The organism is Streptomyces sp. NPDC002817, from assembly GCF_053592055.1.
This window is the reverse complement of sequence record NZ_JBSFUY010000001.1, coordinates 196276-221217: the sequence shown is the minus strand read 5'-3', so window position 1 is coordinate 221217 and position 24942 is coordinate 196276. Positions and strand designations below refer to the sequence as shown.

Genomic DNA, 24942 nt, shown 5'->3' with positions numbered 1-24942 from the left:
ACACCGTAGAAACCTGGTTTTCAAGATGCTGCGGATACGCGGCACTTGGGGGGCACGGAGCCGGTTGCCGGTGATGGCGGGGAGAGGGGGCCCCGTTCATAGGACGATGCCGAGGGGGGCATCATGCAACCGGAAGGTCGCAGTTCCATGTCTATTGGTGTGGAGAATGTGGTGACTGCGGCCCACCACTGATACGTCTGTGAAGAGTCGAGGGGGACTCGAGCAGACGTAAGGAACCGACAAAGCACGCGATGACTCGCGTGTGGGGGGATGACTCATGACGTCGACGCCGACGGGCGCCCGGCAGAACTTCGACCCGTCTGAGACCACTCAGCTCAGGGTGGCTTCACAGACCCGGACGGGCACGTTCCGCCGGATCAAGAAGACCCTGCCGAAGTACGACTACGAGCACTACAGCCGGTTGGCCGGACCCCTCACACAGCCCGATCCGTCGAAGCCTTACAAGGTGGAGTACCGATCGCTGATCTCGCAGGAGACGCACCGCATCAGAGTCGCCCTGATGCTGGCCGCCGCGCCCGTGCTCTCCCTGGTCCTGCTGTTCTGGCTGCTCCAGCCAGAACACTGGACCGAGCGCGACTACGTGGACTTCAAGTGGCTGCCCGCGCTCGACATAGTGATGCTCGTCTCGATCGGCCTGATCGAGTTCTTCCGCTGCATGAACGTGCTGTCGAACGCGCACGCCACGCTGGTCGCCCGCGACCCGGTCCCGGTGGTGCCCGAGACCGGCACGAGAGTGGCCTTCCTGACCTCCTTCGTGCCCGGGAAGGAGCCCCTGGAGATGGTCACGAAGACCCTGGAGGCGGCGGTCAAGCTGCGCCACCGGGGCCTTCTGCATGTGTGGCTGCTCGACGAGGGTGACGACCCCGAGGTCAAGGAGGTCTGCGCCCGGCTCGGCGTGCACCACTTCTCCCGCAAGGGCATCGCGAAGTGGAACCAGGCCAAGGGCCCGCACCGCGCCAAGACCAAGCACGGCAACTACAACGCCTGGCTGGACGCCCACGGCGACGGCTACGACTACTTCGCCTCGGTCGACACCGACCACGTGCCGCTGCCCAACTACCTGGAGCGGATGCTCGGCTTCTTCCGCGACCCGGACGTCGGCTTCGTCATCGGCCCGCAGGTCTACGGCAACTACGACAACTTCGTCACCAAGGCCGCCGAGTCGCAGCAGTTCCTCTTCCACGCCCTCATCCAGCGCGCCGGCAACTACTACGGCGCCCCGATGTTCGTGGGCACGTCCAACGCCGTGCGGATCAGGGCGCTCCAGCAGATCGGCGGCCTGTACGACTCGATCACCGAGGACATGGCCACCGGCTTCGAGATCCACCGCCACAAGAACCCGGCGACGGGGAGAAAGTGGCGCTCGGTCTACACCCCGGACGTGCTCGCGGTCGGCGAGGGCCCCAGCGCCTGGACGGACTTCTTCACCCAGCAGATGCGCTGGTCGCGAGGGACGTACGAGACGATCCTCAAGCAGTACTGGAAGGGCTGGTACTCCCTGCCCCCGGGCAAGCTCTTCAACTACACGATGATGATCATCTTCTACCCGATGTCCGCCCTCAACTGGATCCTCGCGGCGCTGAGTTGCGCGCTGTTCCTGGGCCTGGGCGCCTCTGGTGTGAACATCGACCCCACCGTGTGGCTGATGCTCTACGGCAACGCCTCCGCCCTGCAGATCGGCCTCTACGTCTGGAACCGCAGGCACAACGTCTCCCCGCACGAGCCCGAGGGCTCCGGCGGTGTGGCCGGCATGGTGATGTCCGCGCTGTCCGCGCCGCTCTACGCCAAGGCCCTGATCGACTCCGCGCTGCGCCGCAAGAGCAAGTTCGTCGTCACCCCCAAGGGCGACTCGGCCAGCCCCGACCGCTGGTTCGGGACCTTCCGCTACCACTGGTACTTCATCGCGATCTTCGGCGCCTCGATCGCCGCCGGTTTCGTCTACGGCCACTCGCACCCGGCGATGATCATCTGGGCGATCTTCGCCATGCTGATCACCGCGACGCCGATCTTCGTCTGGCGGCACATGCTGCGCCAGGAGAAGAAGAAGCCCGCCGAGGAGCCGCAGGGCCCGGTGGTCCCGGCGCAGCAGCAGTACCAGCCGCAGCCCCTGCCGGCCCAGCACGCGCCCGCCCAGAAGCCGAGCTGGGCCGCCTCTCAGCCGGGCGGCGGAGGCGGAGACAGCGGGGGCAACGACCAGACCATGCAAATCGCCCTGGGTGGACTTGGGGGACGTAAGGAATGAACGACCGTGCCGGACGCCGTCGTGCCCGTCGCCTAGCGATAGGTACGGCGGTGGTACTCGCACTGGCCGGGATGAACGGGCCGTGGCTCTACCGCTTCGGGACCGAGAAATACCACCAGTACCAGATCAACAAACCGGAGTACAAAGCCGACAACGGCAAGTGGGAAGTCGTCGATTTTCCGGAGGAGTTCAGACAGAACACGATCCACGCGGCGCTGCTGCGCACCGGCAAGGTGCTGCTCGTCGCGGGGTCGGGGAACAACCAGGAGAACTTCGACGCCAAGAAGTTCGACACCCGTATCTGGGACCCGGTCAAGGGCACCATCAAGAAGGTGCCCACACCCAGCGACCTGTTCTGCACGGGCCACACCCAGCTGTCCAACGGCAATCTGCTGATCGCGGGCGGTACGAAGCGGTACGAGAAGCTCAAAGGTGACGTCACCAAGGCCGGCGGCCTGATGATCGTCCACAACGAGAACCCGGACAAGCCGATCACCCTGCCGGCGGGCACCAAGTTCACCGGCAAGGAGAACGGCAAGACGTTCGTGTCGAAGGACCCGGTCGTCGTGGAGCGTGCCGAGAAGGTCTTCGACAAGAAGACCGGTGTGTTCCTGCGCAACGACCCGGGGCTCGGCCGTATCTACGTCGAGGCGCAGAAGTCCGGCCGCACGCACGAGACCGGTACGCAGGACAACTACCGCGTCCAGGGGCTGTCCGGCACCGACGCGCGCAACACCTACGGCATCGCGCAGAAGCTCGCCCTCGACAAGAAGGACTTCCAGGGGATCCGGGACGCCTACGAGTTCGACCCGGTCGCCGAGAAGTACATCAAGGTCGACCCGATGAACGAGGCCCGCTGGTACCCGACGCTCACCACCCTGAGCGACGGCAAGGTCCTCAGCGTCTCCGGTCTCGACGACATCGGGCAGCTGGTGCCGGGCAAGAACGAGGTCTTCGACCCGAAGACCAAGACCTGGACGTATCTGCCCAAGACCCGCCAGTTCCCGACGTACCCCGCGCTGTTCCTGATGCAGAACGGCAAGGTCTTCTACTCGGGGTCCAACGCGGGCTACGGGCCGGACAACGTCGGGCGTGAACCGGGCGTCTGGGACGTCGACACCAACAAGTTCACCAAGCTGTCGGGGCTCAGCGACCCCAAGCTGATGGAGACGTCCGGCACGGTGCTGCTCGCGCCGGCGCAGGACGAGAAGTACATGGTGGTCGGCGGCGGCGGGGTGGGTGAGTCCGACAAGTCCAGCGACAAGACGCGGATCATCGACCTGAAGGCGGACGACCCGAAGTTCGTGGACGGGCCGACGCTGGAGAAGGGCACGCGCTACCCGAACATCTCGGTCCTGCCGGACGACTCCATCCTGGTGTCGGGCGGCTCGGAGGACTACCGCGGGCGCGGTGACTCCAACATCCTCCAGGCCCGGATCTACCACCCCGAGACGAACACGTTCGAGCAGGTGGCCGATCCGCTGGTGGGCCGGAACTACCACTCCGGTTCGATCCTGCTGCCCGACGGACGGGTGATGTTCTTCGGCTCGGACTCGCTCTACAGCGACAAGGCCAACACCAAGCCGGGCGAGTTCGAGCAGCGCATCGAGATCTACACGCCGCCGTATCTCTACCGGGACTCACGGCCGTCGCTGTCCGGTGGTCCGCAGACCATCGAGCGCGGCGAGTCCGGGACGTTCACCTCGCAGCACGCCTCGACGATAGAGAAGGTGCGGCTGATCCGGCCCAGTGCGGCGACGCATGTCACCGACGTGGATCAGCGGTCGATCGAGCTGAAGTACAAGGTGTCCGGAGACAAGATCACGGTGACGGTGCCGAAGAACAAGAACCTGGTGCAGTCGGGGTGGTACATGCTGTTCGTCGACGACGATCAGGGGACGCCGAGCAAGGCACAGTGGGTCAAGGTTCCTTAGGCGGTAACAGTTGAGGGCGCCCTCCGTACGACGGAGGGCGCCCTTCGCTGTGCGGCTACTTACTGGCCTTCGCCAGGTTCAAGGCGTACTCCGCCCACCACTCCCCCGCCTTCGGGCCGCCCTTGCACTCGCCGTCCGACTCTCCCGGGCGCTTGACCCAGACGTACGCGTCGACCAGCGGGTCCGCGGTCTTCGTCGTCGGGGTTTCGCCCAGGGCGCGGCCGGGCGGGTTGCACCAGCGTTCGTCGGCCTTGCCCTCGTTGTAGGGACCGTTGCCGTTGCGGCTGGTGTCGATCACGAAGTGCTTGTTGCCGACCTTCGCGGAGAGCTGCTTGCCGTAGGCGATGGAGTCCTCGGTCGAGTAGAAGTTGGAGACATTGACCGCGAAGCCGTCGGCCTTGTCGACGCCCGCCCACTGGAGCGGCTCGAAGATCTGGTCCGGATGGCCCCAGCCGGCGTTGCCCGCGTCCAGGTAGACCTTGGTGTTCTTCAGGGACTTGAGCTTGGTGATGGCGCCCTGGAGGAGGTCGTAACGCTCCTCGTGGAACTCGTCCTGGGTGCAGCCGTCGACCAGGTGCAGTACGGCGTCCGGCTCCAGGATGACGGTCGCCGCGCGGTCCCCGATGCCCGCGGCCACGCCGTCGAGCCAGGTCCGGTAGGCGTTGCCGTCGGCGGCACCGCCCTGGGAGTAGTTGCCGCAGTCGCGGTGCGGGATGTTGTAGAGGACCAGCAGAGCCGTACGGCCCGCCTTGTCGGCGGCCTCGGTGAAGCCGCGCGCCTCCTGCTCGGGGTTCTCCGTGCCGATCCACTGCCCGGTGGGCTGCTCGGCGATCTTGCGGATCTGTTCGGCGTCCGCGTCCTTGCCGGACTTCTCGAACGCCGCGACCTGCTGGGCCGCGGTGCCCTCCGGATTGACCCAGAACGGGTCGGTCTCCTTGGGCTGTTGGGTGATCTTGGCGCCGGACGCGTCGTCCGGCTCGTCCTTGTCCCCGGACGAGGAGCATCCGGCGATCAGCAGTGCCGCCCCCAGCACTATCGCGGACGTCCTCATTCCGGCCCCCCTCGTGCCGTACATCCAACTCCCCCTCGGTGCTGCAGTCGAAGGCTCAATCCTGACATACGTGTCGAGGGGCACACGAGATCGCCCGAGCCTTGTCGGGGAGCTGTTACAGCACCGATGGTCGGGGGTAGGCGCGCGCTGGGACGGGGGCGGGCGGACAGCGAAGGGGAGTGGGCGAAGATGCACCACACCACCCGGGAGCTCCGGCTGGCAGCGGCGCTGGTGGAGGCGGCGGACACCCTGTCCGACGGCTTCGGCATCGAGGACTACCTCCAGCGGCTGGCGGACCACTGCGTCGACCTGCTGGCCGCGCAGGCGGCCGGGATCATGCTCATCGACGGCGGGCGTACCGTCTCACTGACGGGCAGCAGGGCGCACGAGGACATGGCGATCGATCTGCTCCAGGCCCAGCACAGCGGCGGCCCCTGCCTGGACACCTACGGCTCCGGCAGGGCGGTCCCGCCGGTCTCGATCCGGGCGGCCCGCGCGGCCTCCCGCTGGCCGGAGTTCACCGAGCGGGCGCTGCGCCACGACGTCGTCACGACCTTCGCGGTGCCCCTGCGGCAGCACGATCGGCTGTTCGGCGCGCTCAACGTCTTCGTGCCCACCCTGCTCGGGGAGCCCTCTTCCGGCCCGGAGCTGCCGATGGCCCAGATCCTCGCCGACTCCGCGTCCCTCGGGCTCCAGAACAACACCGTCCACTCCCAGTGCCGCACCCTGGCCGGACAGTTGCAGCAGGCCCTCTCCAGCCGGGTCCGTATCGAGCAGGCGAAGGGCATGCTCGCCGAGCGCTGGAACACCCGTGCCGACCATGCCTTCATGGCCCTGCGGCAGTACGCGCGCCGCCGCCGGCTGCCCCTGGACCGGGTCGCGATCGCGGTCATCGAACGGAGTGTGGACGAAACCGAGCTGCGGCGGGAGTTCGACGGCACGGCCGACGGACCCTCGTAGAACCGCGTACCACCTGGCCGTATGACGCAGAGCCACCAGATTTTGACATGGCGTCAAATGCCCCCTAGGCCTCGGGGCACATCCGTTCTAGAGTCTTCCTACAGAAGGCCCCAGCCCCCGGCCGACTGTCCAACACAGCTGGCTCACGAGCCTCCCGTGCCGGTCGCCGGGTTACTCCCGCAGCCCGTGCGCGCGCGGTCGAGGACCGGCCCGGTCGGCGGCTTCGGGGGGAGCGGGTCGCCGACCGGGCCGGGTGGCGCCGGGGCCTAGAGGCCGGTCCCCGTCAGATACGCCGACACGATCACGTTCGCCGTATAGCTGCGGCTCGCGCGGTCGAAGGTGCCGCCGCAGGTGACGAGCCGCAGTTCGGCACGGCCCTTCTCATGTGTCCCGTAGGCCTGGCGGGCGTCGAAGAGGTCGCGGGCGACGACCTGGACGTCGTCGACGGTGAACTCGGCGACCCTGCCGTCGTCGCGGATCACCCGGACCGTCTCGCCCGGCTTCAGCGCGCTGAGTCTGTAGAAGACGGCGGGCCTGGTCTCGGTGTCCACATGCCCCACCATCAGCGCGGCCCCGGCGGCCCCCGGCTTCACCCCGGCGGCATACCAGCCGACGACGCCGGCCTGGTCGTAGGGCGGTGGGTCGATCGCCCCACCCCCGTCGAGCCCGCGGGCCACCACGGGCGCCTGCACGCCGAGTCCGGGAATGTCGATGCGCTGCGGCAGCGCCGGCCTCAACGGCTCGGTGGGGGGCGGCAGTTCGACGTCGGGCGGCCGGCCGACCGCCGCCACGTCCCCGGTCGTGGGCGCGGATATCCCGTTGCGTACGTCCGTGACCTCCCGCCCCCACAGCCACAGCCCGAGCAGCAGCACCACCCAGGCCACCCCGGTGAGGAGACGGCCCGTGCCGGAGGAGCGCATGTCAGTCGGTCCCACGGCTCCGGCGGACCCTCCGCAGCACCACCACCGCCGCGGCCGCCACCCCGGCCAGCACCAGCCCGGTCACCGCCTGCGCGGTCCCGGGTCCGGCCGCGCGGGCGTCGACGGCGGCGAGGTGCGCCGTGCCGCCGCCGCCCGCGTGGACCGGGGCGACGGGGGAGGTGTGCGGGGACGGCTCCGGTACGACGGTGACGGCGGCCTTGTGGGACGTGTCCCCGCAGGTGACCTGGACGTCGTAGGAGCCCGCCCGCAGTTCGGTGCGGACCCGGGTCTCGCCGACGAGGGTGCCGTCCCCTCCGGTGAGCCGTACGTCGGCGACGAACGCCGCGGAGACGGCCGTGCCGGTTCTGTCGGCGCAGCCGCTCACGCGAAGGGCGATGTCGGTGCCGGGGGCGGGGGACGACGGGGTGACTGCGACTGCGGCGCCGTCGGCCGCGTGCGCGGCCGGGGTGGTCAGTGCGGTGACTGCCAGCAGTGCGGTGCAGAGAGTGAGGCGTAGTGAACCCATCGTGAACCTCCAGATATGTGGAGAGTCCCCCGGGGGCGGCGGCCCCGCATCCTCAGGGGGCCGCCGCTACTCCGTACGAGTCGTGTTCATGGGTCGTGGCGTTTCAGATCCGGTCCACGAGGTCCGCGATCGAGTCCACGACCTTCGAGGGGCGGTAGGGGTACCGCTCGATGTCCGCGTCCGACGTCAGACCGGTGCGGACAAGGAAGGTCACCATCCCCGCCTCCAGGCCCGCCAGGACATCCGTGTCCAACCGGTCACCAATCATCGCGCTGGACTCGGAGTGTGCCCCGATCGCGTTCAGGCCCGCCCGCATCATCAGCGGGTTCGGCTTGCCGACAAAGTACGGCTTTTTGCCGGTTGCCGCGGTGATCAGTGCCGCGACCGAACCTGTGGCCGGCAGTACCCCTTCAGGTGAAGGTCCGGTCTCGTCGGGGTTCGTCGCGATGAAGCGAGCGCCGTTGTTGATGAGCCGGACGGCCTTCGTCATCGCTTCGAAGGAATAAGTCCGGGTCTCACCAAGAATGACGAAGTCAGGATCCGTATCGGTGAGGACGTAGCCGGCGTCGTGAAGGGCCGTGGTGAGACCCGCCTCGCCGATGACATAGGCGGAACCACCTGGCCGCTGGTCCTCCAGGAACTTGGCGGTAGCCAGCGCCGAGGTCCAGATGTTCTCGACCGGGACGTCCAGGCCCATCCTCCGCAGACGGGCGTGCAGATCCCTCGCCGTGTAGATGGAGTTGTTGGTCAGGACCAGGAAGGGCTTGCCGGACTCGCGGAGCCTCTTCAAGAAGGCGTCGGCGCCGGGGATCGGTACGCCCTCGTGGATCAGCACACCGTCCATGTCGGTGAGCCACGAATCGATGGGCCTGCGGTCTGCCATGTGCGGGATCTCCTGCCGTACGCATGTACGCGGTGCTGCGTCGGCCCCAGCCTAGACAGTGGCCGGATCTTGAGGGAATGGCCTACTTCCGGTTGTTTCGGCGGGCGAGGAGGAGCGTGCCGCCGGTGGTGAGGAGGAGGGCGGCGGCGAGGAGGCGGGCGGGGGTGCTCGGGCCGGTGCGGGCGAGTTCCGCTGCCTCCTCCGCGTCGGGGAGGGCGTCCGCGGTGCTGCTCGGGTGCGGGGGGTCGTCGGTGGCGTCGGTGGCGTCGGTGGCGACGGCGAAGCGGTAGTCGTTGGACTGGCCCACCCAGTCGCCGTCGTCGTCATGACGCTGTACGACGGCGGCGTTGGCGGTGACCTCGTTCGGCACCGCGTCCGAGGTGAGGGCAAGGCGGACCTTGACGGTGCGGGTCTTGCCGGGGGCGACGGTGAGGCCCTGCCGGAACACCCCTACGAGTTCGTCCTCGTCGGTGGTCTCGAAGCGGACAGTGTGGGGGCGTCCGGCCTCGTAGAACTCCAGTTGGGGCTGGTCGGGTTCCAGGGTGTGCAACTTGTCGACGAGGACCACCACCGGGTGGATGTTCTCGCAGGTGCGGTCCGTGGTGTTGGTGAGGTCCAGGTACCAGGTGCCGTATCCGCCGCCGACCTCGTAGGCGTCGGGGCCGCCGTGGATGCGGGTGGTGAGGGGGAAGGTTCGGGCGTCGGGGGTGGCGCAGGTGGGGGTGGGGGCCGCGTGGGCCGGGGTGGTCGTGAGCAGAAGGGCGGCTGCCGCGGCGAGGGTCAGGGGGGCGGGCGTGAACAGTCGCATGAACACATGACCATGGCGGGTGCGGGGCGGGGACGGGGAGTGCCGCTCCGGGCCGGGGTGCAATGCCGCCCGATCGGCGGTGGGTGGACACCTGCGGCGGCCTGGGCCCGTCGCGCTCGGTCAGCTCATCCGTCGGCCCGGCCGAACAGCGGGGCGAGCAGCAGTTGGGCGGCGCCCTCGGCGACGCCTCGGGTTCCGCCGGGGGCGAGCCGTACGGGCACGGTGCCGGATCCCCGCATGCGGTCGTCCAGTGCTGTTTGCGCTCCTCGTACGAAGAGCTCCGGTGCCGCGGTGACCGTGCGTCCGCCGAGGAGTACGACGTCGATGTCGAGCAGCCCGACCAGGTTCGCGGCGCCTGCGCCGAGTACCCGAGCCGCTGTCTCCATGTCTCCCCGTGCCACTGCTCCCAGGCACAGGGCCTCGATGCAGCCCCGGTTTCCGCAGCCGCAGGGTGGACCGTCGAGCTGGATGACCTGGTGGCCGAACTCTCCCGCGCCCGTACGGGCACCCCGGTGCACCTTGCCGCCGATCACCAGGCCGGCGCCCAGTCCCGTACCGAGATGCAGATACGCGAAGGAGTCGGCCTCGTCTCGTACGGCCAGGCCCAGGGCGGCCGCGTTGGTGTCCTTGTCCACGGCGACCGGCATGCCGAGTCGGCGTGCCAGTGCGTCACGGAGGGGGAAGCCGTCCCACTCGGGGAAGCCGGTGACGCGGTGCAGTACGCCCCGCCCGTGGTCGAGCGGTCCCGGCAGGGCCACGCCCACACCGAGTACCGACCTCGGTCGCAGCACTGAGAGCAACGCCTCGGCGAGGTCGGCCACCCCCTCCACCACGGCGTCGGCTCCCGACCCCAGGTCCATCGCGACGCACCGCTCCCCCACCACGGTCCCGTCCAGGTCGACCAGCACCGCCCGCAGCTCGTCCCGGTCCAGGTGCACTCCCAGCGCGTGGCCGGCCTCCGGGACCAGCCGCAGTACCGTCCGGGGCTTGCCGCCCGTCGATGCCCGGTGACCCGCCTCCGTCGCGAGGTCCTCCTCACGAAGTCGGGCGGTGATCTTGCTGACGGCCTGGGGGGTGAGGCCGGTGCGGTCGGCGAGTTCCAGTCGGCTGATGCCCTCGGTTCCCGCGGTGCGCAGCAGGTCCAGCACCAGTGCGGTGTTGTGGCTGCGCAGTCCGAGCAGGTTCACTCCGGCCGTCACCGGGCGCCCGCCGCTCGCCGGCTTCATCGTCCTGTCCACGCCACCATTCTCCCTACCGCTTGCACTTTGGCAACAGCGTTGCCAAAGTGGGAGGCATGACTGGTACGGCTGATACCCCTCTCCGCGTGGGCCTCATCGGTTACGGCCTCGCGGGCTCCGTCTTCCACGCCCCGCTGATCGCCGCCACCGAGGGCCTCGTCCTCGACACCGTGGTCACCTCGAACCCCGAGCGCCAGGAGCAGGCCCGCGCCGAGTTCCCGGACGTACGCGTCGCCACCACGCCCGACGAGCTGTTCGAGCAGCGGGGCGGTGAGCTGGATCTCATCGTCATCGCCTCTCCCAACAAGACGCATGTCACGCTCGGCACCCGTGCCCTCGAGGCCGGTCTTCCGGTCGTCGTCGACAAGCCGGTCGCCGGCACCGCCGCCGAGGCGCGGAAGCTGGCCGCGCTCGCCGAGGAGCGGGGGCTGTTCCTCTCCGTCTTCCAGAACCGGCGGTGGGACAACGACTTCCTGACGCTTCGAAAGCTTCTCGCCGACGGCGAGCTGGGCGACGTATGGCGCTTCGAGTCCCGTTTCGAGCGGTGGCGGCCGCAGCCCAAGGGCGGGTGGCGCGAGTCCGGTGACCCGGCAGAGATCGGAGGTCTCCTGTACGACCTCGGCAGCCATCTCGTGGACCAGGCACTCGTCCTCTTCGGTCCCGTCACCTCGGTGTACGCCGAGTCGGACATCCGGCGCGCCGGTGCCTCGGTCGACGACGACACCTTCATCGCGCTCACCCACGCGAGCGGGGTGCGGACCCAGCTGTACGCGACGGCCACGACCGCCCAACTCGGGCCCCGCTTCCGGGTGCTGGGCTCGCAGGCCGGCTATGTGAAGTACGGCCTCGATCCCCAGGAGGCGGCCCTCAAGGACGGCGAGCGGCCGGCCGAGGGCAAGGGCTGGGGTCTGGAGCCCGAGTCGCTGTGGGGGCGGGTCGGCGCCGGTGAGTCCCCGCTGACGGGTGGCGGCCGGCCCGAACCCACCCTCGCCGGCGACTACCCCGCTTACTATGCGGCCGTGGCGAAGGCCCTGCTCGACGGCGGTCCCAACCCGGTGACCGCACTGGAGGCGGCCGCCGCCCTCGACGTGCTCGAGGCGGCCCGCCGTTCGGCCCACGACGGAGTGGTGGTGAAGCTGTGACGCACAGCGGCGAGTTGACCCCGAAGTTCCATCCGGAACTGACCCCGCCCATCGAGGAGCTGGAGGCACAGGAACGCCGTCTGGTCTTCCGCCAGTTCACGCATGACGACGCCTGGGCCCTGGGGTCCCTGCTGGTGGAGCTGGCCCGTGAGCGCCAGGCCCCCGTCGCCATCGACATCCACCGCGCCGGCCAGCAGCTCTTCCACGCCGCCCTGCCGGGCTCCGCCCCGGACAACGACGCCTGGATCAACCGCAAGCGCCGCGTCGTGGAGCGCTACGGCTCCGCCTCCTACCTGGTCGGCGCCCGCTTCCGCGCCAAGGGCTCCACCTTCGAGGAGTCCTCCCGTCTCGACGCGGACGAGTACGCGGCCCACGGCGGTTCGTTCCCGATCACCGTGGAGGGCGTGGGGGTCATCGGTTCCGTGACGGTGAGCGGTCTGCCCCAGCTCCAGGACCACAAGTTCGTGGTGGAGGCGCTGGAAGAGTTCTTGAACAAGAACGTGTAGCCGACCCGCCCAAGGGGCGCGGGGAACTGCGCGACCAGCCACGCACGGCCCGCGGCTGACGTACGAGCCGCAGTTCCCCGGCTCTCCCAGCGGAGCGTCTACGCGTCCTTGAACTCCTGGCGCTGACGTCCGAGCCCCTCGATCTCCAGCTCGACCACATCCCCGGCCCGCAGGAACGGCTTCGGCTCCGGCTGCCCCAGCGCCACCCCCGCCGGCGTCCCCGTGTTGATCACATCACCGGGGTACAGCGTCATGAACTGGCTGACGTACCGCACCACTTCCGCCACCGGGAAGATCTGCTCGGCCGTCGTCCCGTCCTGCTTCAGCTCCCCGTTGACCCAGAGCTTCAGTGACAGGTTCTGCGGGTTGGGTACCTCGTCCGTCGTGACCAGCCACGGACCCAGCGGGTTGAACGTCTCGCAGTTCTTGCCCTTGTCCCAGGTCCCGCCCCGCTCGATCTGGAACTCCCGCTCGGACACGTCGTGCGCCACCGCGTATCCGGCGACATGCGCGAGCGCCGCCTCGTCCGAGTCGAGGTAGCGGGCCGTACGTCCGATGACCACCGCCAGCTCGACCTCCCAGTCGGTCTTCTCGGACTCGCGGGGCACGAGGACGGTGTCGTGAGGGCCTACGACCGTGTCCGCGGCCTTGAAGAAGATGACGGGCTCGGAGGGCGGCTCGGCGCCGGTCTCGCGGGCGTGGTCGTGGTAGTTCAGGCCGATGCACACGATCTTGCCGATCCGGGCGAGCGGCGGTCCGACGCGCAGCCCGGTGGCGTCCAGCGCGGGCAGTTCGCCGGCCGCCGCGGCCGTGCGGATCCGCCCGAGCGCCGCGTCGTCGGCGAGCAGCGCTCCGTCGATGTCCGGGACGAGACCGCTCAGGTCCCGCAGCGTCCCGTCGGCGTCGAGCAGCGCGGGCGTCTCCGCTCCCGCCGTACCGACTCGCAGCAGCTTCATGATCACAATCTCCCTCGATCGCGGGGCGCCATCCCATGGGTGCAGCCATCGGATGACTGGTCGATCCTCCAAGGTCGGCGTCCGGTCCGCAATACCCGGTTCACGGACTGGACCGGGGCCCGGGCCGATCAGCGGTAGAGCGCCGCCCGCTCCACCGCGCTCCATGTCGTACTGGTGACGACGTACAGCGCGGCCGCGAGCGGCACCACCGCCACGGTGAAGAGCGTGAAGAAGGACATGAACGGCATGACCTTGCTCATCGCCCCCATCCCCGCCATCGGCTGCCCGTCGACCACCGGTACGGCCGGATTCGCGGCCATCATCCGCTTCGTCCGGCGGAAGTTGAAGGCGGCGACACAGGCGACCAGCGTGAACAGTCCGACGTACACGAGCCCCGCTCCCCCGAAGGCACCGCCGTCGCCGAGCGCGTCCGCCCAGTGGTTGCCGAGGGGCGCGGCGAAGAGCTGATGGGTCAGGAGCGGGTTGGTCGTGTTCGAGAACAGGTGGTAGAGGAGGAAGAACGCCGGCAGCTGGCACAGGCTCGGCAGACAGCCGGACAGCGGGGAGACCTTCTCCTCGGCGTGCAGTGCCAGTACGGCCTTCTGGAGTTTCTCGGGGTTCTTCGCGTGCTTCTTCCGCAGTTCGGCGATCTTCGGCTGGAGTTCGGTGCGGGCCTTCTGTCCGCGCGCCGCCGCGCGGGACAGGGGGTGCACGAGGAGTCGTACGAGCGCGGTGAACAGGACGATCGCGCCGGCCGCGGCGGATGCGCCGAGCAGCGGCTGGAGGAGGTCGGCGAGATGCTCGACCAGGGTGGCGAAGACGGACATGGGTGAGCCCTCCGGGGGTCTCGTCAGTGCCGGGAACCCGGATACGGCGATCCGGGAAGGGATGTGCGGCATGACGACCCGCGCGGGGTCTGCGTCACCTCTCGAAAACACCCGGGGAGTGCTCTCAGGGAGCCTCGGGGTGCTTCGGAACAGAAGGTGTGTGCCCTACGCGGCGGTCGCCAGGAGGGCGTGTCCCGGTGCGCGGGGCCTGGTGCGGCCCTTGGCATCGGGGTCGCGTTGCGACAGGAAGGCCGTGCGGCGGGCGCGGTCGCGGATGGCCGTACGGACCCGGGTGGGCGGTACGGCGGGTGCGCAGCGCGCGACGAGCAGGGAGCAGGCGGCGAAGGCGGAGCCGGCCGCGGCGGTCGCCGCGAGGGCGACGGTGGCGGAGAGGCTGCCGGTGTCGAGGAGCGCGACCTGGAGGAACAGGAGCAGCAGGGGTACGGCGGGGCGCGGACCGCGGATCATCGGCCACCCCTCCCCTCGCTCACCGGACGAGGTACGTCATTCGTACCTGTGTCGGTTATACCTGATCGGTCACCACCGGCTCCAGCAGCCGCTTGGGCTTCAGCAGAGCCCGGCCGACCGGGTCCACCGGGTCCGGATCGAGTCCGGGGCCCGGCATCATGAGGACGTCCGCGGGCGGTACGACGGTTGCGCAGGCGGGGCACTCGCCGTACGAGCCGAGTTCGGTGCCGCACTCCGTGTGCCGGAAGACGCGCAGCACCGTCCTGTCGTAGTGCTCGCGGCCCCACCGCCCGAGCGAGCGCACCACGGGCCACAGCTCGATGCCGCGGTCGGTCAGGACGTACTCGTCGCGCGGCGGCGACTCCTGGTACCGGCGCTTCTCCAGGACGCCCTCCTCGGTGAGCATCTGGAGGCGGGCGGCGAGGACGGCGCGGGGGATGCCGAGGTGGCCGAGGAAGTCGTTGTAGCGCCGTACGCCGTAGAGCGCGTCGCGGACGACGAGGAGCGTCCAGCGCTCGCCGACGATCTCCAGCGCGCGGGCGATCGAACACTGCTGTGTCACGTAGTCCTTGCCCAGTGCCATGCCGTCCACCTTAGCCACTTTGCGAGCGGTTGGTTCAGTGACCGAACTGACCCTGTTACGGTACTCCGTATGACCAGGTTCAGTGAACGAACCATCACCGAGGTGCCGGCTCCGGCACCCCTCCCAGCCGTCGGGCCCACCCTCGCCCTAACCAGCGCCGCCACCGCCGTGGCCCTGATGACGTACACCGCGCCGATGGTCACGCTCCCCGACATCGCCGCCTCCCTGCACACCTCGCTCTCCGCCCAGGCCTGGCTCCTGAACGGCACTCCGCTCGGTCTCGCCGCCCTTCTCCTGGTCGCCGGCAGCCTCGCGGACGACTACGGCCGCCGCCGGATCTTCGTCGCCGGCACCCTCGCGCTCGGCCTCACCACGGTCCTCGGCGCCTTCGCCTCCACGACCTGGCTGTTCACCCTGGCCCGCATCGCCCAGGGCGCGGCCAGCGCGGCCCTCCTCGCGAGCAGCCTCGGTCTGATCGTCCACGCCTTCCCGACACCGGCCGGGCGGCTGCGCGCGACCGGGGTGTGGGGCGCGTTCGTGAGCGGCGGGATCGCGGTGGGGCCGATCGTGACCGGTGCGATGCCGAGTTGGCGGTTGTCGTACGTCGTTCTCGGCGCCGCCGCCGTGGTCGTGGGAGCCGTGTCGTCGCGCGCGCTGCCGCATTTCGACGAGACGAGGGCGGCGCCGGACCTCGTGGCGGAGGAACGGCCGACGGTGAACGAACACGCGTCCCGCGCCCCGCGTGGCGGCCGCCCCGACCTCGGCGGAGCCGTGACCTTCGGACCGGCCCTGGTCGCGCTGGTCGCTGCCCTGACGCTGGGCCGGGACGGCTGGCTGCGGGCCCCGGTGGGGCTGTTGCTGCTGGCCTCGCTGGTACTGCTGGCCCTCTTCGTCGTGGTCGAGCGGCGCGCGGCGACCCCGATGATCGACCTGGGTCTGCTCCGCCGCCCCCGTTTCCTCGCCTCCTCCGCCGGCGGGCTCTTCACGGGGCTCGCGGTGATCGGCCTGTTCAGCTTCCTGCCGGCCCTGCTCCAGCAGACGATGGGGCTGTCGGCGATGGACACGGCCTGGCTGTTCCTGCTCTGGTCCGGCCTCTCCTTCGTGGTGGCACTCCAGGCACGCCGACTGTCCGGCCGGGTGCCCCCGCGTCTCCAACTCGCCCTCGGTTTCCTGCTCCACGCGGTCGGCGTCCTGACCATGCTGGGCTCGGTCGGCTCGGGCTCCTGGCCCCGACTGCTCCCCGGCCTCGTCGTGGCGGGGGTGGGCAGCGGTCTGCTGAACGCCGCGCTGCCACTGCTCGCCGTGGAGTCGGTGCCGGCCCAGCGGGCGGCGATGGGGTCGGGGGCACAGCAGACGTTCCGGTACATCGGGTCGTGCGCGGGGGTCGCCCTGACGATCGCCCTCGCGACCTCTTCGGGCGGCGATCCGGCCCGGGGCGCGGACGTCGCGATGGTGGTGTCGGCGGGGCTGGCCGTGGTGGCGGGGATTGTGGTGGGGGTTCTGCGGGAGCGGGCGTGAGGGCGGGGCCGGCCGTCGTCACGGGGATTGTGGCGAGGGTTCTGCGGGAGCGGGCGTGAGGGCGGGGCCGGCCGTCGTCACGGGGATTGTGGCGAGGGTTCTGCGGGAGCGGGCGTGAGGGCGGAGCCGGCCGTCGTCACGGGGATTGTGGCGAGGGTTCTGCGGGAGCGGGCGTGAGGGCGGAGCCGGCCGTCGTCACGGGGGTCGTGGCGAGGGTTCTGCGGGAGCGGGCGTGAGGGCGGAGCCGGCCGTCGTCACGGGGGTCGTGGCGAGGGTTCTGCGGGAGCCGGGGTGAGGGCGGAGCCGGGGTGGGGGGATGGGCCGGAGCCTGGCTGGTGGATCGTGCCGGTCAGCGCCGCCGATCGGGTCGGCGGCGCCTTTGTCCGACAGGAGGTGCTCGCCATGTGGCCGGACCCTTGGGCCGTGGTCGCCGAGTCCGACCGAGCGCAGTGGGACTACGTCCCGCTCGAACGGGTCGGCCCACTGCGCTTCGGCATGAGCCCGCAGGAGGCGGCCGTCGCGATGGAGGCAGGGGGCTACGCCTCCGATGCCGCCACCGAGATCACCGAGTTCGCCCGTCTCCAGCAGCTGCGCACGCGGTTCCGTGGCGTGGGTACCCCGCCGTACGGAGCGGACGTCGTCGCCTACTACGTCGACTCGATGGGACTGACCTGCGTCGCCGTCGATGCCCTGTCCGGGCCCCAGGTCACCTTCGACGGGATCCGGCTGGTCGGCCGGCCGCCCTCGGAGCTCGCGGCCGAGCTCACCGCCTATCTGGAGAAGACCGGCAGGGATCTCGAGTTCACCACCGAGGGCGATGTCGGCTCGCAGGAGCTGGGGATGAACCCACGTGCGCAGCGGGCCGGGGACGTACTGCTGACTCGGCTGGTCTTCGGCAGGCCCAACGACTGGGCCCACACCCTGTACGACTGCGTTCCGGCCGAGGAGTGGAACGTGCGTTGAGAAGTCGCACGCGGCACCCGTACTAACGGGGGCGCATCGAGACCAGCTTGCCCCAGACCACCAGGCGGTACCGGGACGTGTACTCCGGGGTGCAGGTGGTCAGGGTGATGAAGTAGCCGGGTGCGGTGTAGCCGTGGGCGGGGTGGACCGTCGAGCGGGGGATCGTTCGGAGCACTCCCGAGTCACGGGCCGAGGTCTGGGCGAGGGTCCTGTCGACTGCGTACGTGTAGACGGCGTCCTTGGTCTCGACCTGGAGGATGTCCTTGGGCGCGAGCCGGTTGATGTACCGGAAGGGCTCGCCGTGGGTGTTGCGGTGCCCGGCGAGGGCGAAGTTGCCTGCCTGGCCCGGCTGTTGGGTGCCGGGGTAGTGGCCGACGTACCCCTTGTTGAGGACGTCCTGCTTGCTGACGCCCTCGGCGACGGGGACGCGGAGGCCGAGGCGGGGGATGGTCAGGATGGCGTAGGCCTGGGACCAACTGGGTTGCCAGGAGCGGGCGGTGGACTGTTGCGGCTGCCGACGGGCGGTGCCTGTGTCGGCGTTCGGGGTGTCGGTGCTCTGTGGGCTGGGGGCGATGGCCGGCTCCTGCCCGGTGTCCCACTCCCGCTCCAGCGCCTCCACCTTCCGCTCGGCGCCCCGCCGTGCCTCCCGGTTGGTCCACCACAGCTGATGGACGACGAGCAGCAGGAGTACGACCCCTACGGTGACGAGGAGTTCGCCGCCCGTCCACAGCGCGCGCAGGCGACGGGCACGCCGACGCCGGGTGTCGTGCCCCACGACGGGAACCCGCATGCCGTACACCGCCCTTCGCCTGTGCACGCCGCCTTCACCGGGCCCGCACGATAAGCGCTGCCACCTCAAGTGACCAGCCCCATAAGCTCGTCGGCCATGAGTAAGTACTGGCTCCTCACCCTGGTCCCGTTCCTCGGCGGCCTCGTTCTCACGGCGTACGAGGCACGGGTCGCCCTCACCGAGCATGTGCTGCGGCGCATGGGCCGCCGTGCGGAGGCGGTCGTGACGGGCCACACCGCGTCCCGGGAGGGGACGTATCCCTCCCTGCATCCGGTGGTGCGCTGGACCGACGAGCACGGCGAGGAGCAGGAGCACGCGGTCGTCGCCGCGGGACCGGGCGCGCACCGGCTGTCGGAGGGCGCGGTGGTCCGCATCATCCACACTCCGGGTGCCCCCGGCACGGCGGCGCTGGACACCCCGGAGCGTTACAGGACGGCGGTGTTCGGGATGTGGTTGGGCGTGCTGCTGTGGGTGGGCGCGCTGGCGGCAGTGCTGATACGGATCGCGACGCTGCTGCCGACGTATCGCTACTGACCGCCGGTATCCACCCCGCTCACTAACCGCTACCCCTTCTGATAACCGTTGGAAAAATAGAAAGCCGGATAGAAAGAAAGCGCTGTCACGCATCTCGACAACCCCGCACACCGCACCCGATGCTTCGTGATGGCACGCGGGGGGCGCGATGGGCGAGCCACTACGTCTTCAGCCCGACCGCCCGTTCAGGGACAGGCGGTCGAGCCCCACGGAGAGGCGGACAGGACAGCCATGATCCGACGCAGAACGCTGCTGACAGCCGCAGGAGGCACCCTCCTCGGCAGCGCCCTGGCGACGGGCACCGCACGCGCGGACGCCACGATCGCCGTCACCCCCGGCACGTCGTACGGCACTTGGGAGGGCTGGGGCACGTCCCTGGCCTGGTGGGCGAATGTGTTCGGTGCGAGGGACGACTTCGCCGACCTGTTCTTCACCACCAAGTCGACGACATACAACGGCACTTCGCTCCCCGGCCTCGGTATGAACATCGCCCGCTACAACCTGGGCGCGTGCAGCTGGAACGCGGTCGGCGGGCAGTCGATGGTGGCCTCCGCCAACATCCCCGCGTTCAAGCAGATCGAGGGCTACTGGCAGGACTGGAACAACGAGGACCCCACCTCCTCCGCCTGGGACTGGACCGCGGACGCCACCCAGCGCGCGATGCTGACGAAGGCGGTGGCACGCGGCGCGACGACGGAGCTGTTCGCCAACTCACCGATGTGGTGGATGTGCGCCAACCACAACCCCTCGGGCGCCTCGGGCGGCGGCAACAACCTCCAGACCTGGAACTACCGCCAGCACGCCTCCCACCTCGCCGCCGTCGCCCTCTACGCCAAGAACAACTGGGGCGTGAACTTCGCGACGGTCGACCCCTTCAACGAGCCCTCGTCGTCCTGGTGGACCGCCACCGGCACCCAGGAGGGCTGCCACATGGACTCGGCGGTCCAGACGGCCGTACTGCCGTACATGCGCAGCGAGTTGAACAGCCGAGGGCTGTCGGGCGTGAGGATCTCGGCCTCGGACGAGACGAGCTACGACCTCGCCCGCACCACCTGGAACTCCTTCAGCTCCACGACGAAGGGGTACGTCAACCAGGTCAACGTGCACGGCTACCAGGGCTCCGGCGGCCGTAGGGACCTGCTCTACACGGACGTGGTGACGACGGCCGGCAAGAAGCTGTGGAACTCGGAGACCGGCGACAGCGACGGCACCGGCTACAACATGGCCTTCAACCTCCTGTACGACTTCCGCTGGCTGCACCCGACGGCCTGGGTCTACTGGCAGGTCATGGACCCGACCGCGGGCTGGGGCGTGATCAAGTACGACGCGAGCACTTTGCAGGCAGGCGCGATCGAGCGGAAGTACTACGTGCTGGCCCAGTTCAGCCGCCACATCCGCCCCGGCATGCGCATCCTGGACACGGGCGTGAGCTACGCGACGGCGGCGTACGACGCGACGGCGAAGCGGCTCGTCATCGTGGCCCTCAACACCTCGACCTCGGCCCAGACCCTGACCTTCAACCTCTCCAACTTCACCACGGTGACGGGCGGGACGGGCGGCCTGGTCCCGCGCTGGAACACGGTGACGACGGGCGGGGACGCGTACAAGGCGTACTCGGACACGTATCTGAGCGGGAAGTCGGTGGCGGTGCCGTTCGCGGCGAAGGCGGTGCAGACGATTCAGATCGACGGGGTGACGATCTGAGGGAGTGGGCCGGGGCGGACCACCGGGGCGGGGCCGGCTGATCAGGCCGGTTCCGTCGGCTCCGTTGAGGAGGCCTGTTCCGTCGGCTCCGTCGACGAGGGCGAGCGGTCGCGGGCCGCGGTCTGGCGCAGGTGCTGGTGGAGCTGCCAGGCCGTGACCGCGACGATCGGTACGACGACGGCGGGCACGATCCACGACGGAACGCCGATCCACACGGCCGGCAGCCCCACGCCGACACAGGCGACCGTCGTGACGATCAGCAGCGTCTTCCCCAACGGCCGCCAGGTGAACGGCTCGTGGCCCTGGGGCCGGGCGATCCGCACCGCGCCGAACCCGAGCCCCAGCGCCGCGAGCAGCCCCAGGAACGTGCCGATGGCGTACGTCATCTGGGGCTCGTCGCGGGGCGCGTCGGAGGTGTTCTGCCGTAGCTCGCCCTTGCCCACGGTCATGACCTCGCCCCGCCAGAGGGTGCCGGTGATCCGGTCGCCCGGCACGAGCCGCTCCAGCACGGGGTCGGGGTCGCCGAAGGACACGGTGCCGCTCCAGACGGGGGCGCCGTCCAAGGCCGCGGTGTAGCTGCCGCTTCTCCTGCCCGGCTCGTTCCTCGTGCGCTCGACGGTGAGGGTGATCGTGAGCAGGCAGTCCTCCGCCGTGGTTGCCGCTGCCGTTGCCGTCGATCGGTCCGGGCACGGATCGGCGGCCCGGTACTCCTGATACCGCTCGACGTCGGAGGGCAGCCAGGCGGAGAACACGAGCCAGCAGCTCACGGCCGGGACGACGGACAGCAGGACGAGCAGGACGCCCACGAGTCGCGCCCGTATCGAGGACCGCGGGTTCGTACCTGTTCCGGTCACCGTCATCACGCGCCCCCGTATCACTGTGCCGTGGTGTTGCCGTTGCCGTTGCCGTTGCCCACTATCTTCATCCACTGCGGCGGCCGACAGGGCGGGCCCGGGCTCCGCCGGGTGTCCTGGCCTGCGTATATCTCTCCTCATTAAGCCATCGGCAGTACGGTGTCCCCCATGCGCCCCGACACGCCTGCCGAGAACGTCGACCACACCGCCGAAGCGGCACGCCTGGAGCGAACCGCCGGCCTGTATCCCGAGGACGCCGAGGCCCTGCTCCTGCAGGCCGCGGCCCACCTGGAACTGGCCGGCGACCGCCCCGCGGCGACCGCCCTCTACGACAGCCTGCTGGCATCGCAGACCGCCCTGGAGAACCCCTTCCTGGTACGAGCCCTCAAGGCGTCGAACCTCTGGGAGTACGGCCATGAGGCGGAGGCCCGCGCCATCATCGAGGGCGTCCGGGCGGCGTCACCACGGGACCCGGCGCCCTGGGTGATCGTGGCGGAGGCCCTGGAGGCCCACGACGAGCTGGAGGCGGCCCAGGAGACGTTCACCGAGGGCACCCGCCTGCTCCTGGCGGACGTGCAGGAACCCCCGTACTCCACACACCCACTGCTGTTCGGCCGCCACCGGGTCCGCCGCATGCTGGGCGCGGGCCACGACGACTGGGACATGCTCGCGGACACCCTCCACACGTCCCCGGTGCCGTTGGACGAGCTGCACGACCCGAAGCGCGTCTGGTCCCTGGGCTCGGACAACCCGGCGGAACTGGCGGCGGAGATCTCCCGCCTGAGGGCGGAACTCGGCTCCTTCCGCGAGGCCCTGTCCCGCCCCTTCCCGGTGGCGGTCCTGCACTGGCCGTCGGCCGAACTGACGGAACTGGTCACGGCGTACCCGACGCTGGCGGAGGACTACCCCTCCCACGAAGAACACCTCGCGACCATAGAGGCCTCCCTGAGGGAGCTGGCCGCCTCCGGCACCCCGAACCTGGGCATCGTGACGGGCACCGTCCCCTCGTACGAGGCCTTCGCCGCGTCGGAGGGGGCTTCGCCGGGCGACGGGGCGCTGCTGCCGCAGTACGCGACGACACTCGCGGCCCGCGGGCGCGCGGTGGCCTGGCCTCCGCAGCGGGGGGCGGTTTGCTGGTGTGGGTCGGGGCGGGTCTACGGGGAGTGCCACGGCACGCAGGTATAGCCGAGCCACGGGGAGCCGGACATGTCCCAGCCAGGCCTCACGGTCGCGTTACTCTTCGCCGCCCTCTGGCTGGGCACCGGCCTGAAGATCATCCACGTAGCCGCCCATAACCGCCGAGGCCTCCGCCTCCTCGGCGTACCGGGCACCCGCACCAAGGGCGAGGTGGTCCGGGGCCCCCGCCGCGAAGGGCCCGTGGCCCACCCCGCCCAGGTCCGCTACCAAGCGGGCCCGACCGACCAGACCTACCGCCGGGCTCCGCTCAACGCGGAGTACGTGCCCGACCTTGAGGTCGGGCTGCCGGTGACGGTCCTATACGACCCGGAGGACCCGCGGCGGATGGTGGTGGGGGGCACTCGGAAGACAGCCGGGCCTATCTCCAGTCTGTGGAGTGGGGTGGGTTGTGTTTGTTCGGGCTACGGGTCGCTGTGTGGGCGTTTGTGTGATCTAGCGCTGTGCCGAGCAGGGTTCACCGGGTCTGACGCTGTGCCAGCAGGATCGCTCAGTAGCTCTATCTGAGCAGTTGGCTGAGTGGAGCGACTGGAACGCGCCGCGTTCCTCGTGGGGTCCTCTACGGGCGTTCTTCGATGAATCCAGGGCATTCACGAAGACCAAGGGGGTGTTCTGAACGGACAACCCGGTGACGAATGCCCTCCACGAGGTGCTGTTCCAGTTGGTCGCGAGGGGAGTGCTGGAGCGGCGAGACAGGCGTAGGAACGCCTTCAGGCCCGCGATAATCTCCTGGTTGTCGGTGAGACGGTTCACCGTGGGCTCGAATTCCCTGCCCACCGCGGCGATCCTGCGGCCCGTCTCCTCGCCCCGCTCGTAGGCACTCATGGCCAGCGCTTCCACGGTGCGGTGCAGTTCGACGAGGACCCGCTACTGCGTCTCCACTTTCTCCTCCAGTATGCGCGTGTGCCGCCGTCGCAGACGGCGAGCATTCATCACGCATGTCACTGCCACAGTGGGCCCTAACGCCGCAGGCAGTCGTAAATGGCCGAAGCGACTGCCATCCCCAAGGGGATCGGAACCGCGTTGCCGATCTGCTTCGCGATCTCCGTCTTCGAGCCGCACCAGCGGAATTCAGGAGGGAAGCCCTGGATTCGGGCGGCCTCGTAGTGGGTGATCGGGCGAGGTTCCGTGGGGTGGAGGTAGCGGCCTTTTTCCGGCTTGAAAAACTCTGTGCGGATGGTGACGGACGGCTCGCCGATGCGGAGCCTGCCCATGACGTCACCTGTGCCCGTCGTGTGGTTGTCCCAGCTCTTGGTCGAGAGGTACTCGACGTCGGTCTTCACGCCCGCAGGTCTCGCTACGGTGTAGAACGCGAAGGCGCCGTCTTCGTCCACCGTGTACCACTTGCCCTCCAGGTCCTTGCGATTCCCGCCCGGAGGGATGGCGAGGTAGCGCGCCACCGAGAGCTCTTTCGGTTGACGCTTGAAGTGGAGATCGTCGGTGGTGAAGATGCCGGGAACGTCCACGTCGATGTCTTCGATGTACTTCTCGCCGCTGGGGAGTTCGGTCCCCGAGAGGGGGAGTTTCGCGGACTCCTCGAAGATCCCGTCCACGGCTTTCCAATAGCTGGTTTCCGCGTCGACGCCGTCGAGCATCTGTGCAGCGGCATACGCGCCGTTCTTCGGGCGACGCCTGCGCGTCGGGACCGGGTACGACATCGCGTGACCGTTGTCGATGTCCTTGCGGACACCGATGACGATGGTGCGCCGGCGTGCTTGGACCGCGCCGTAGTCCGCCGCGTTGAGGAGATAGCGCTTGATCTTCTCCTCCTCCGTGTCGGCAGGCACGTGCCCTGGAGGATCGACCAGCCGGTACTCGGCCAACTTGCCGCCCACCCCGACCTCACTGAGCAGGTTGCGGAACTCATCCGACTTGAGGAAGCGGTCGACGTTCTCGATCACGAAGACCTTGGGGCGAACCTTCGCGACGATCCGGACATATTCCTCCCACAGGCGGTTGCGCTCTGTGCCCTTCTTGTTCCGGTTCAGGGCCGAGAAGCCCTGGCAGGGAGGCCCACCGACCACCACATCCGCGTGCAGATCATCCTCGGTCGGCTCCCACTTCTCAATGTCCCCGAGGTGCACGCGGGCGGCCGGAAGCCTCTTGTCGAGCCGCCCCCTACCGAAGTTGACCGCGTAAGTGGCGGCCGCGGCCTCGTTGTGCTCGACCGCCGCGATGCTTCGGAAGAGCGGTCCGGCGTCCTCCGCCCCCGCAGGCCGGAACTCGTGAAATCCCTGTGTAAAACCCCCGCAGCCCGAAAAAAGATCGAGAACGGTGATCATCTTGAGGTCGTCGGGGCGGTCTGCGTGCATGGGGCGAT

24 protein-coding genes are annotated in these 24942 nt (G+C 69.4%); 11 read left to right on the top strand and 13 right to left on the bottom strand.

Features of this window, described 5'->3' with window-relative positions; genetic code table 11:
- Positions 1-277 precede the first annotated feature (277 nt).
- Both ACWD3I_RS01005 and ACWD3I_RS01000 read left to right on the top strand, forming a co-directional pair.
- Positions 278-2263, top strand: coding sequence for a glycosyltransferase family 2 protein (locus ACWD3I_RS01005; RefSeq protein WP_365411904.1), 1986 nt, complete (start codon positions 278-280; stop codon positions 2261-2263).
- A complete protein-coding gene (locus ACWD3I_RS01000) occupies positions 2260-4197 on the top strand; it encodes a radical copper oxidase GlxA (protein WP_365411907.1) in 1938 nt (645 codons plus the stop codon). Before ACWD3I_RS01005 ends, ACWD3I_RS01000 begins: the two co-directional genes overlap by 4 nt.
- 55 nt (positions 4198-4252) lie before the next feature.
- On the opposite strand, the gene ACWD3I_RS00995 is transcribed toward ACWD3I_RS01000, so the two are convergent.
- Positions 4253-5272, bottom strand: coding sequence for a glycoside hydrolase family 6 protein (locus ACWD3I_RS00995; protein WP_365411910.1), 1020 nt, complete (start codon positions 5270-5272; stop codon positions 4253-4255).
- Positions 5273-5437: 165 nt separating this feature from the next.
- Between ACWD3I_RS00995 and ACWD3I_RS00990 the strand changes: the two genes are divergently transcribed.
- Positions 5438-6208, top strand: coding sequence for a GAF and ANTAR domain-containing protein (locus ACWD3I_RS00990; RefSeq protein ID WP_365411913.1), 771 nt, complete (start codon positions 5438-5440; stop codon positions 6206-6208).
- 266 nt (positions 6209-6474) lie between these two features.
- Here ACWD3I_RS00990 and ACWD3I_RS00985 read toward each other — a convergent pair whose 3' ends face one another.
- From ACWD3I_RS00985 to ACWD3I_RS00965, 5 genes are all read right to left on the bottom strand, one after another.
- Positions 6475-7128 carry a class F sortase gene (locus tag ACWD3I_RS00985; protein WP_365411943.1) on the bottom strand — a complete coding sequence of 218 codons (654 nt, stop codon included), beginning with the start codon at positions 7126-7128 and terminating at the stop codon, positions 6475-6477.
- 1 nt (position 7129) lies between these two features.
- Positions 7130-7654 (bottom strand): hypothetical protein, encoded by a 525-nt coding sequence (locus tag ACWD3I_RS00980; RefSeq protein WP_365411916.1) that lies wholly within the window; start codon positions 7652-7654, stop codon positions 7130-7132.
- A 103-nt stretch (positions 7655-7757) separates the two neighbouring features.
- Entirely contained in the window at positions 7758-8537 is a 780-nt protein-coding gene (locus tag ACWD3I_RS00975; RefSeq protein WP_365411919.1) for an HAD-IIA family hydrolase, read from the bottom strand.
- Positions 8538-8619: 82 nt separating this feature from the next.
- On the bottom strand, positions 8620-9345 hold the full coding sequence (locus ACWD3I_RS00970; RefSeq protein ID WP_365411922.1) for a hypothetical protein: 726 nt from the start codon (positions 9343-9345) through the stop codon (positions 8620-8622).
- Positions 9346-9470: 125 nt separating this feature from the next.
- Positions 9471-10571 carry an ROK family transcriptional regulator gene (locus tag ACWD3I_RS00965; protein WP_365411946.1) on the bottom strand — a complete coding sequence of 367 codons (1101 nt, stop codon included), beginning with the start codon at positions 10569-10571 and terminating at the stop codon, positions 9471-9473.
- Positions 10572-10639: 68 nt separating this feature from the next.
- Here ACWD3I_RS00965 and ACWD3I_RS00960 point away from each other — a divergent pair, with 68 nt between their 5' ends.
- Together ACWD3I_RS00960 and ACWD3I_RS00955 are read left to right on the top strand one after the other, a co-directional pair.
- On the top strand, positions 10640-11725 hold the full coding sequence (locus tag ACWD3I_RS00960) for a Gfo/Idh/MocA family protein (protein ID WP_365411925.1): 1086 nt from the start codon (positions 10640-10642) through the stop codon (positions 11723-11725).
- A complete protein-coding gene (locus ACWD3I_RS00955) occupies positions 11722-12231 on the top strand; it encodes a heme-degrading domain-containing protein (protein ID WP_365411928.1) in 510 nt (169 codons plus the stop codon). Before ACWD3I_RS00960 ends, ACWD3I_RS00955 begins: the two co-directional genes overlap by 4 nt.
- A 98-nt stretch (positions 12232-12329) precedes the next feature.
- Here ACWD3I_RS00955 and ACWD3I_RS00950 read toward each other — a convergent pair whose 3' ends face one another.
- The 4 genes from ACWD3I_RS00950 to ACWD3I_RS00935 all read right to left on the bottom strand — a co-directional run bounded on the left by ACWD3I_RS00950 (position 12330) and on the right by ACWD3I_RS00935 (position 15065).
- Complete coding sequence (locus ACWD3I_RS00950) at positions 12330-13187, bottom strand: fumarylacetoacetate hydrolase family protein (RefSeq protein WP_365411931.1); 858 nt, start codon at positions 13185-13187, stop codon at positions 12330-12332.
- Between the two features lie 128 nt (positions 13188-13315).
- Positions 13316-14014: a YidC/Oxa1 family membrane protein insertase gene (locus ACWD3I_RS00945; protein ID WP_266891899.1), complete on the bottom strand. Its 699-nt coding sequence runs from the start codon at positions 14012-14014 to the stop codon at positions 13316-13318.
- A gap of 165 nt (positions 14015-14179) precedes the next feature.
- Positions 14180-14482: a DUF6412 domain-containing protein gene (locus tag ACWD3I_RS00940; protein WP_365411934.1), complete on the bottom strand. Its 303-nt coding sequence runs from the start codon at positions 14480-14482 to the stop codon at positions 14180-14182.
- Between the two features lie 55 nt (positions 14483-14537).
- Positions 14538-15065: a winged helix-turn-helix transcriptional regulator gene (locus ACWD3I_RS00935; protein ID WP_365411937.1), complete on the bottom strand. Its 528-nt coding sequence runs from the start codon at positions 15063-15065 to the stop codon at positions 14538-14540.
- 69 nt (positions 15066-15134) lie between these two features.
- On the opposite strand from ACWD3I_RS00935, the gene ACWD3I_RS00930 reads away from it, so the two are divergent.
- Together ACWD3I_RS00930 and ACWD3I_RS00925 are read left to right on the top strand one after the other, a co-directional pair.
- Positions 15135-16583, top strand: coding sequence for an MFS transporter (locus ACWD3I_RS00930; protein WP_365411940.1), 1449 nt, complete (start codon positions 15135-15137; stop codon positions 16581-16583).
- Positions 16584-16985: 402 nt separating this feature from the next.
- Complete coding sequence (locus ACWD3I_RS00925; RefSeq protein ID WP_365398554.1) at positions 16986-17546, top strand: hypothetical protein; 561 nt, start codon at positions 16986-16988, stop codon at positions 17544-17546.
- Positions 17547-17568: 22 nt separating this feature from the next.
- Here the strand turns inward: ACWD3I_RS00925 and ACWD3I_RS00920 are convergent, their stop codons facing one another.
- Positions 17569-18336 (bottom strand): class E sortase, encoded by a 768-nt coding sequence (locus ACWD3I_RS00920; protein ID WP_365398557.1) that lies wholly within the window; start codon positions 18334-18336, stop codon positions 17569-17571.
- A gap of 96 nt (positions 18337-18432) precedes the next feature.
- Between ACWD3I_RS00920 and ACWD3I_RS00915 the strand changes: the two genes are divergently transcribed.
- Entirely contained in the window at positions 18433-18870 is a 438-nt protein-coding gene (locus ACWD3I_RS00915) for a DUF3592 domain-containing protein (RefSeq protein ID WP_365398560.1), read from the top strand.
- Between the two features lie 231 nt (positions 18871-19101).
- Positions 19102-20574: a glycoside hydrolase gene (locus ACWD3I_RS00910; RefSeq protein WP_365398563.1), complete on the top strand. Its 1473-nt coding sequence runs from the start codon at positions 19102-19104 to the stop codon at positions 20572-20574.
- A gap of 41 nt (positions 20575-20615) precedes the next feature.
- On the opposite strand, the gene ACWD3I_RS00905 is transcribed toward ACWD3I_RS00910, so the two are convergent.
- Positions 20616-21434 carry a hypothetical protein gene (locus ACWD3I_RS00905; RefSeq protein WP_365398566.1) on the bottom strand — a complete coding sequence of 273 codons (819 nt, stop codon included), beginning with the start codon at positions 21432-21434 and terminating at the stop codon, positions 20616-20618.
- Between the two features lie 162 nt (positions 21435-21596).
- Between ACWD3I_RS00905 and ACWD3I_RS00900 the strand changes: the two genes are divergently transcribed.
- Both ACWD3I_RS00900 and ACWD3I_RS00895 read left to right on the top strand, forming a co-directional pair.
- The gene (locus ACWD3I_RS00900) at positions 21597-22613 is read left to right on the top strand and encodes an SEC-C domain-containing protein (protein ID WP_365398568.1); all 1017 of its coding nucleotides are present in this window, start codon (positions 21597-21599) and stop codon (positions 22611-22613) included.
- A gap of 21 nt (positions 22614-22634) precedes the next feature.
- The gene (locus ACWD3I_RS00895; RefSeq protein WP_365398571.1) at positions 22635-23129 is read left to right on the top strand and encodes a DUF3592 domain-containing protein; all 495 of its coding nucleotides are present in this window, start codon (positions 22635-22637) and stop codon (positions 23127-23129) included.
- A 452-nt stretch (positions 23130-23581) separates the two neighbouring features.
- Here ACWD3I_RS00895 and ACWD3I_RS00890 read toward each other — a convergent pair whose 3' ends face one another.
- Positions 23582-24934, bottom strand: a complete 1353-nt coding sequence (locus tag ACWD3I_RS00890) for a DNA cytosine methyltransferase (RefSeq protein ID WP_365398574.1) — start codon at positions 24932-24934, stop codon at positions 23582-23584.
- Between the last annotated feature and the right edge of the window lie 8 nt (positions 24935-24942).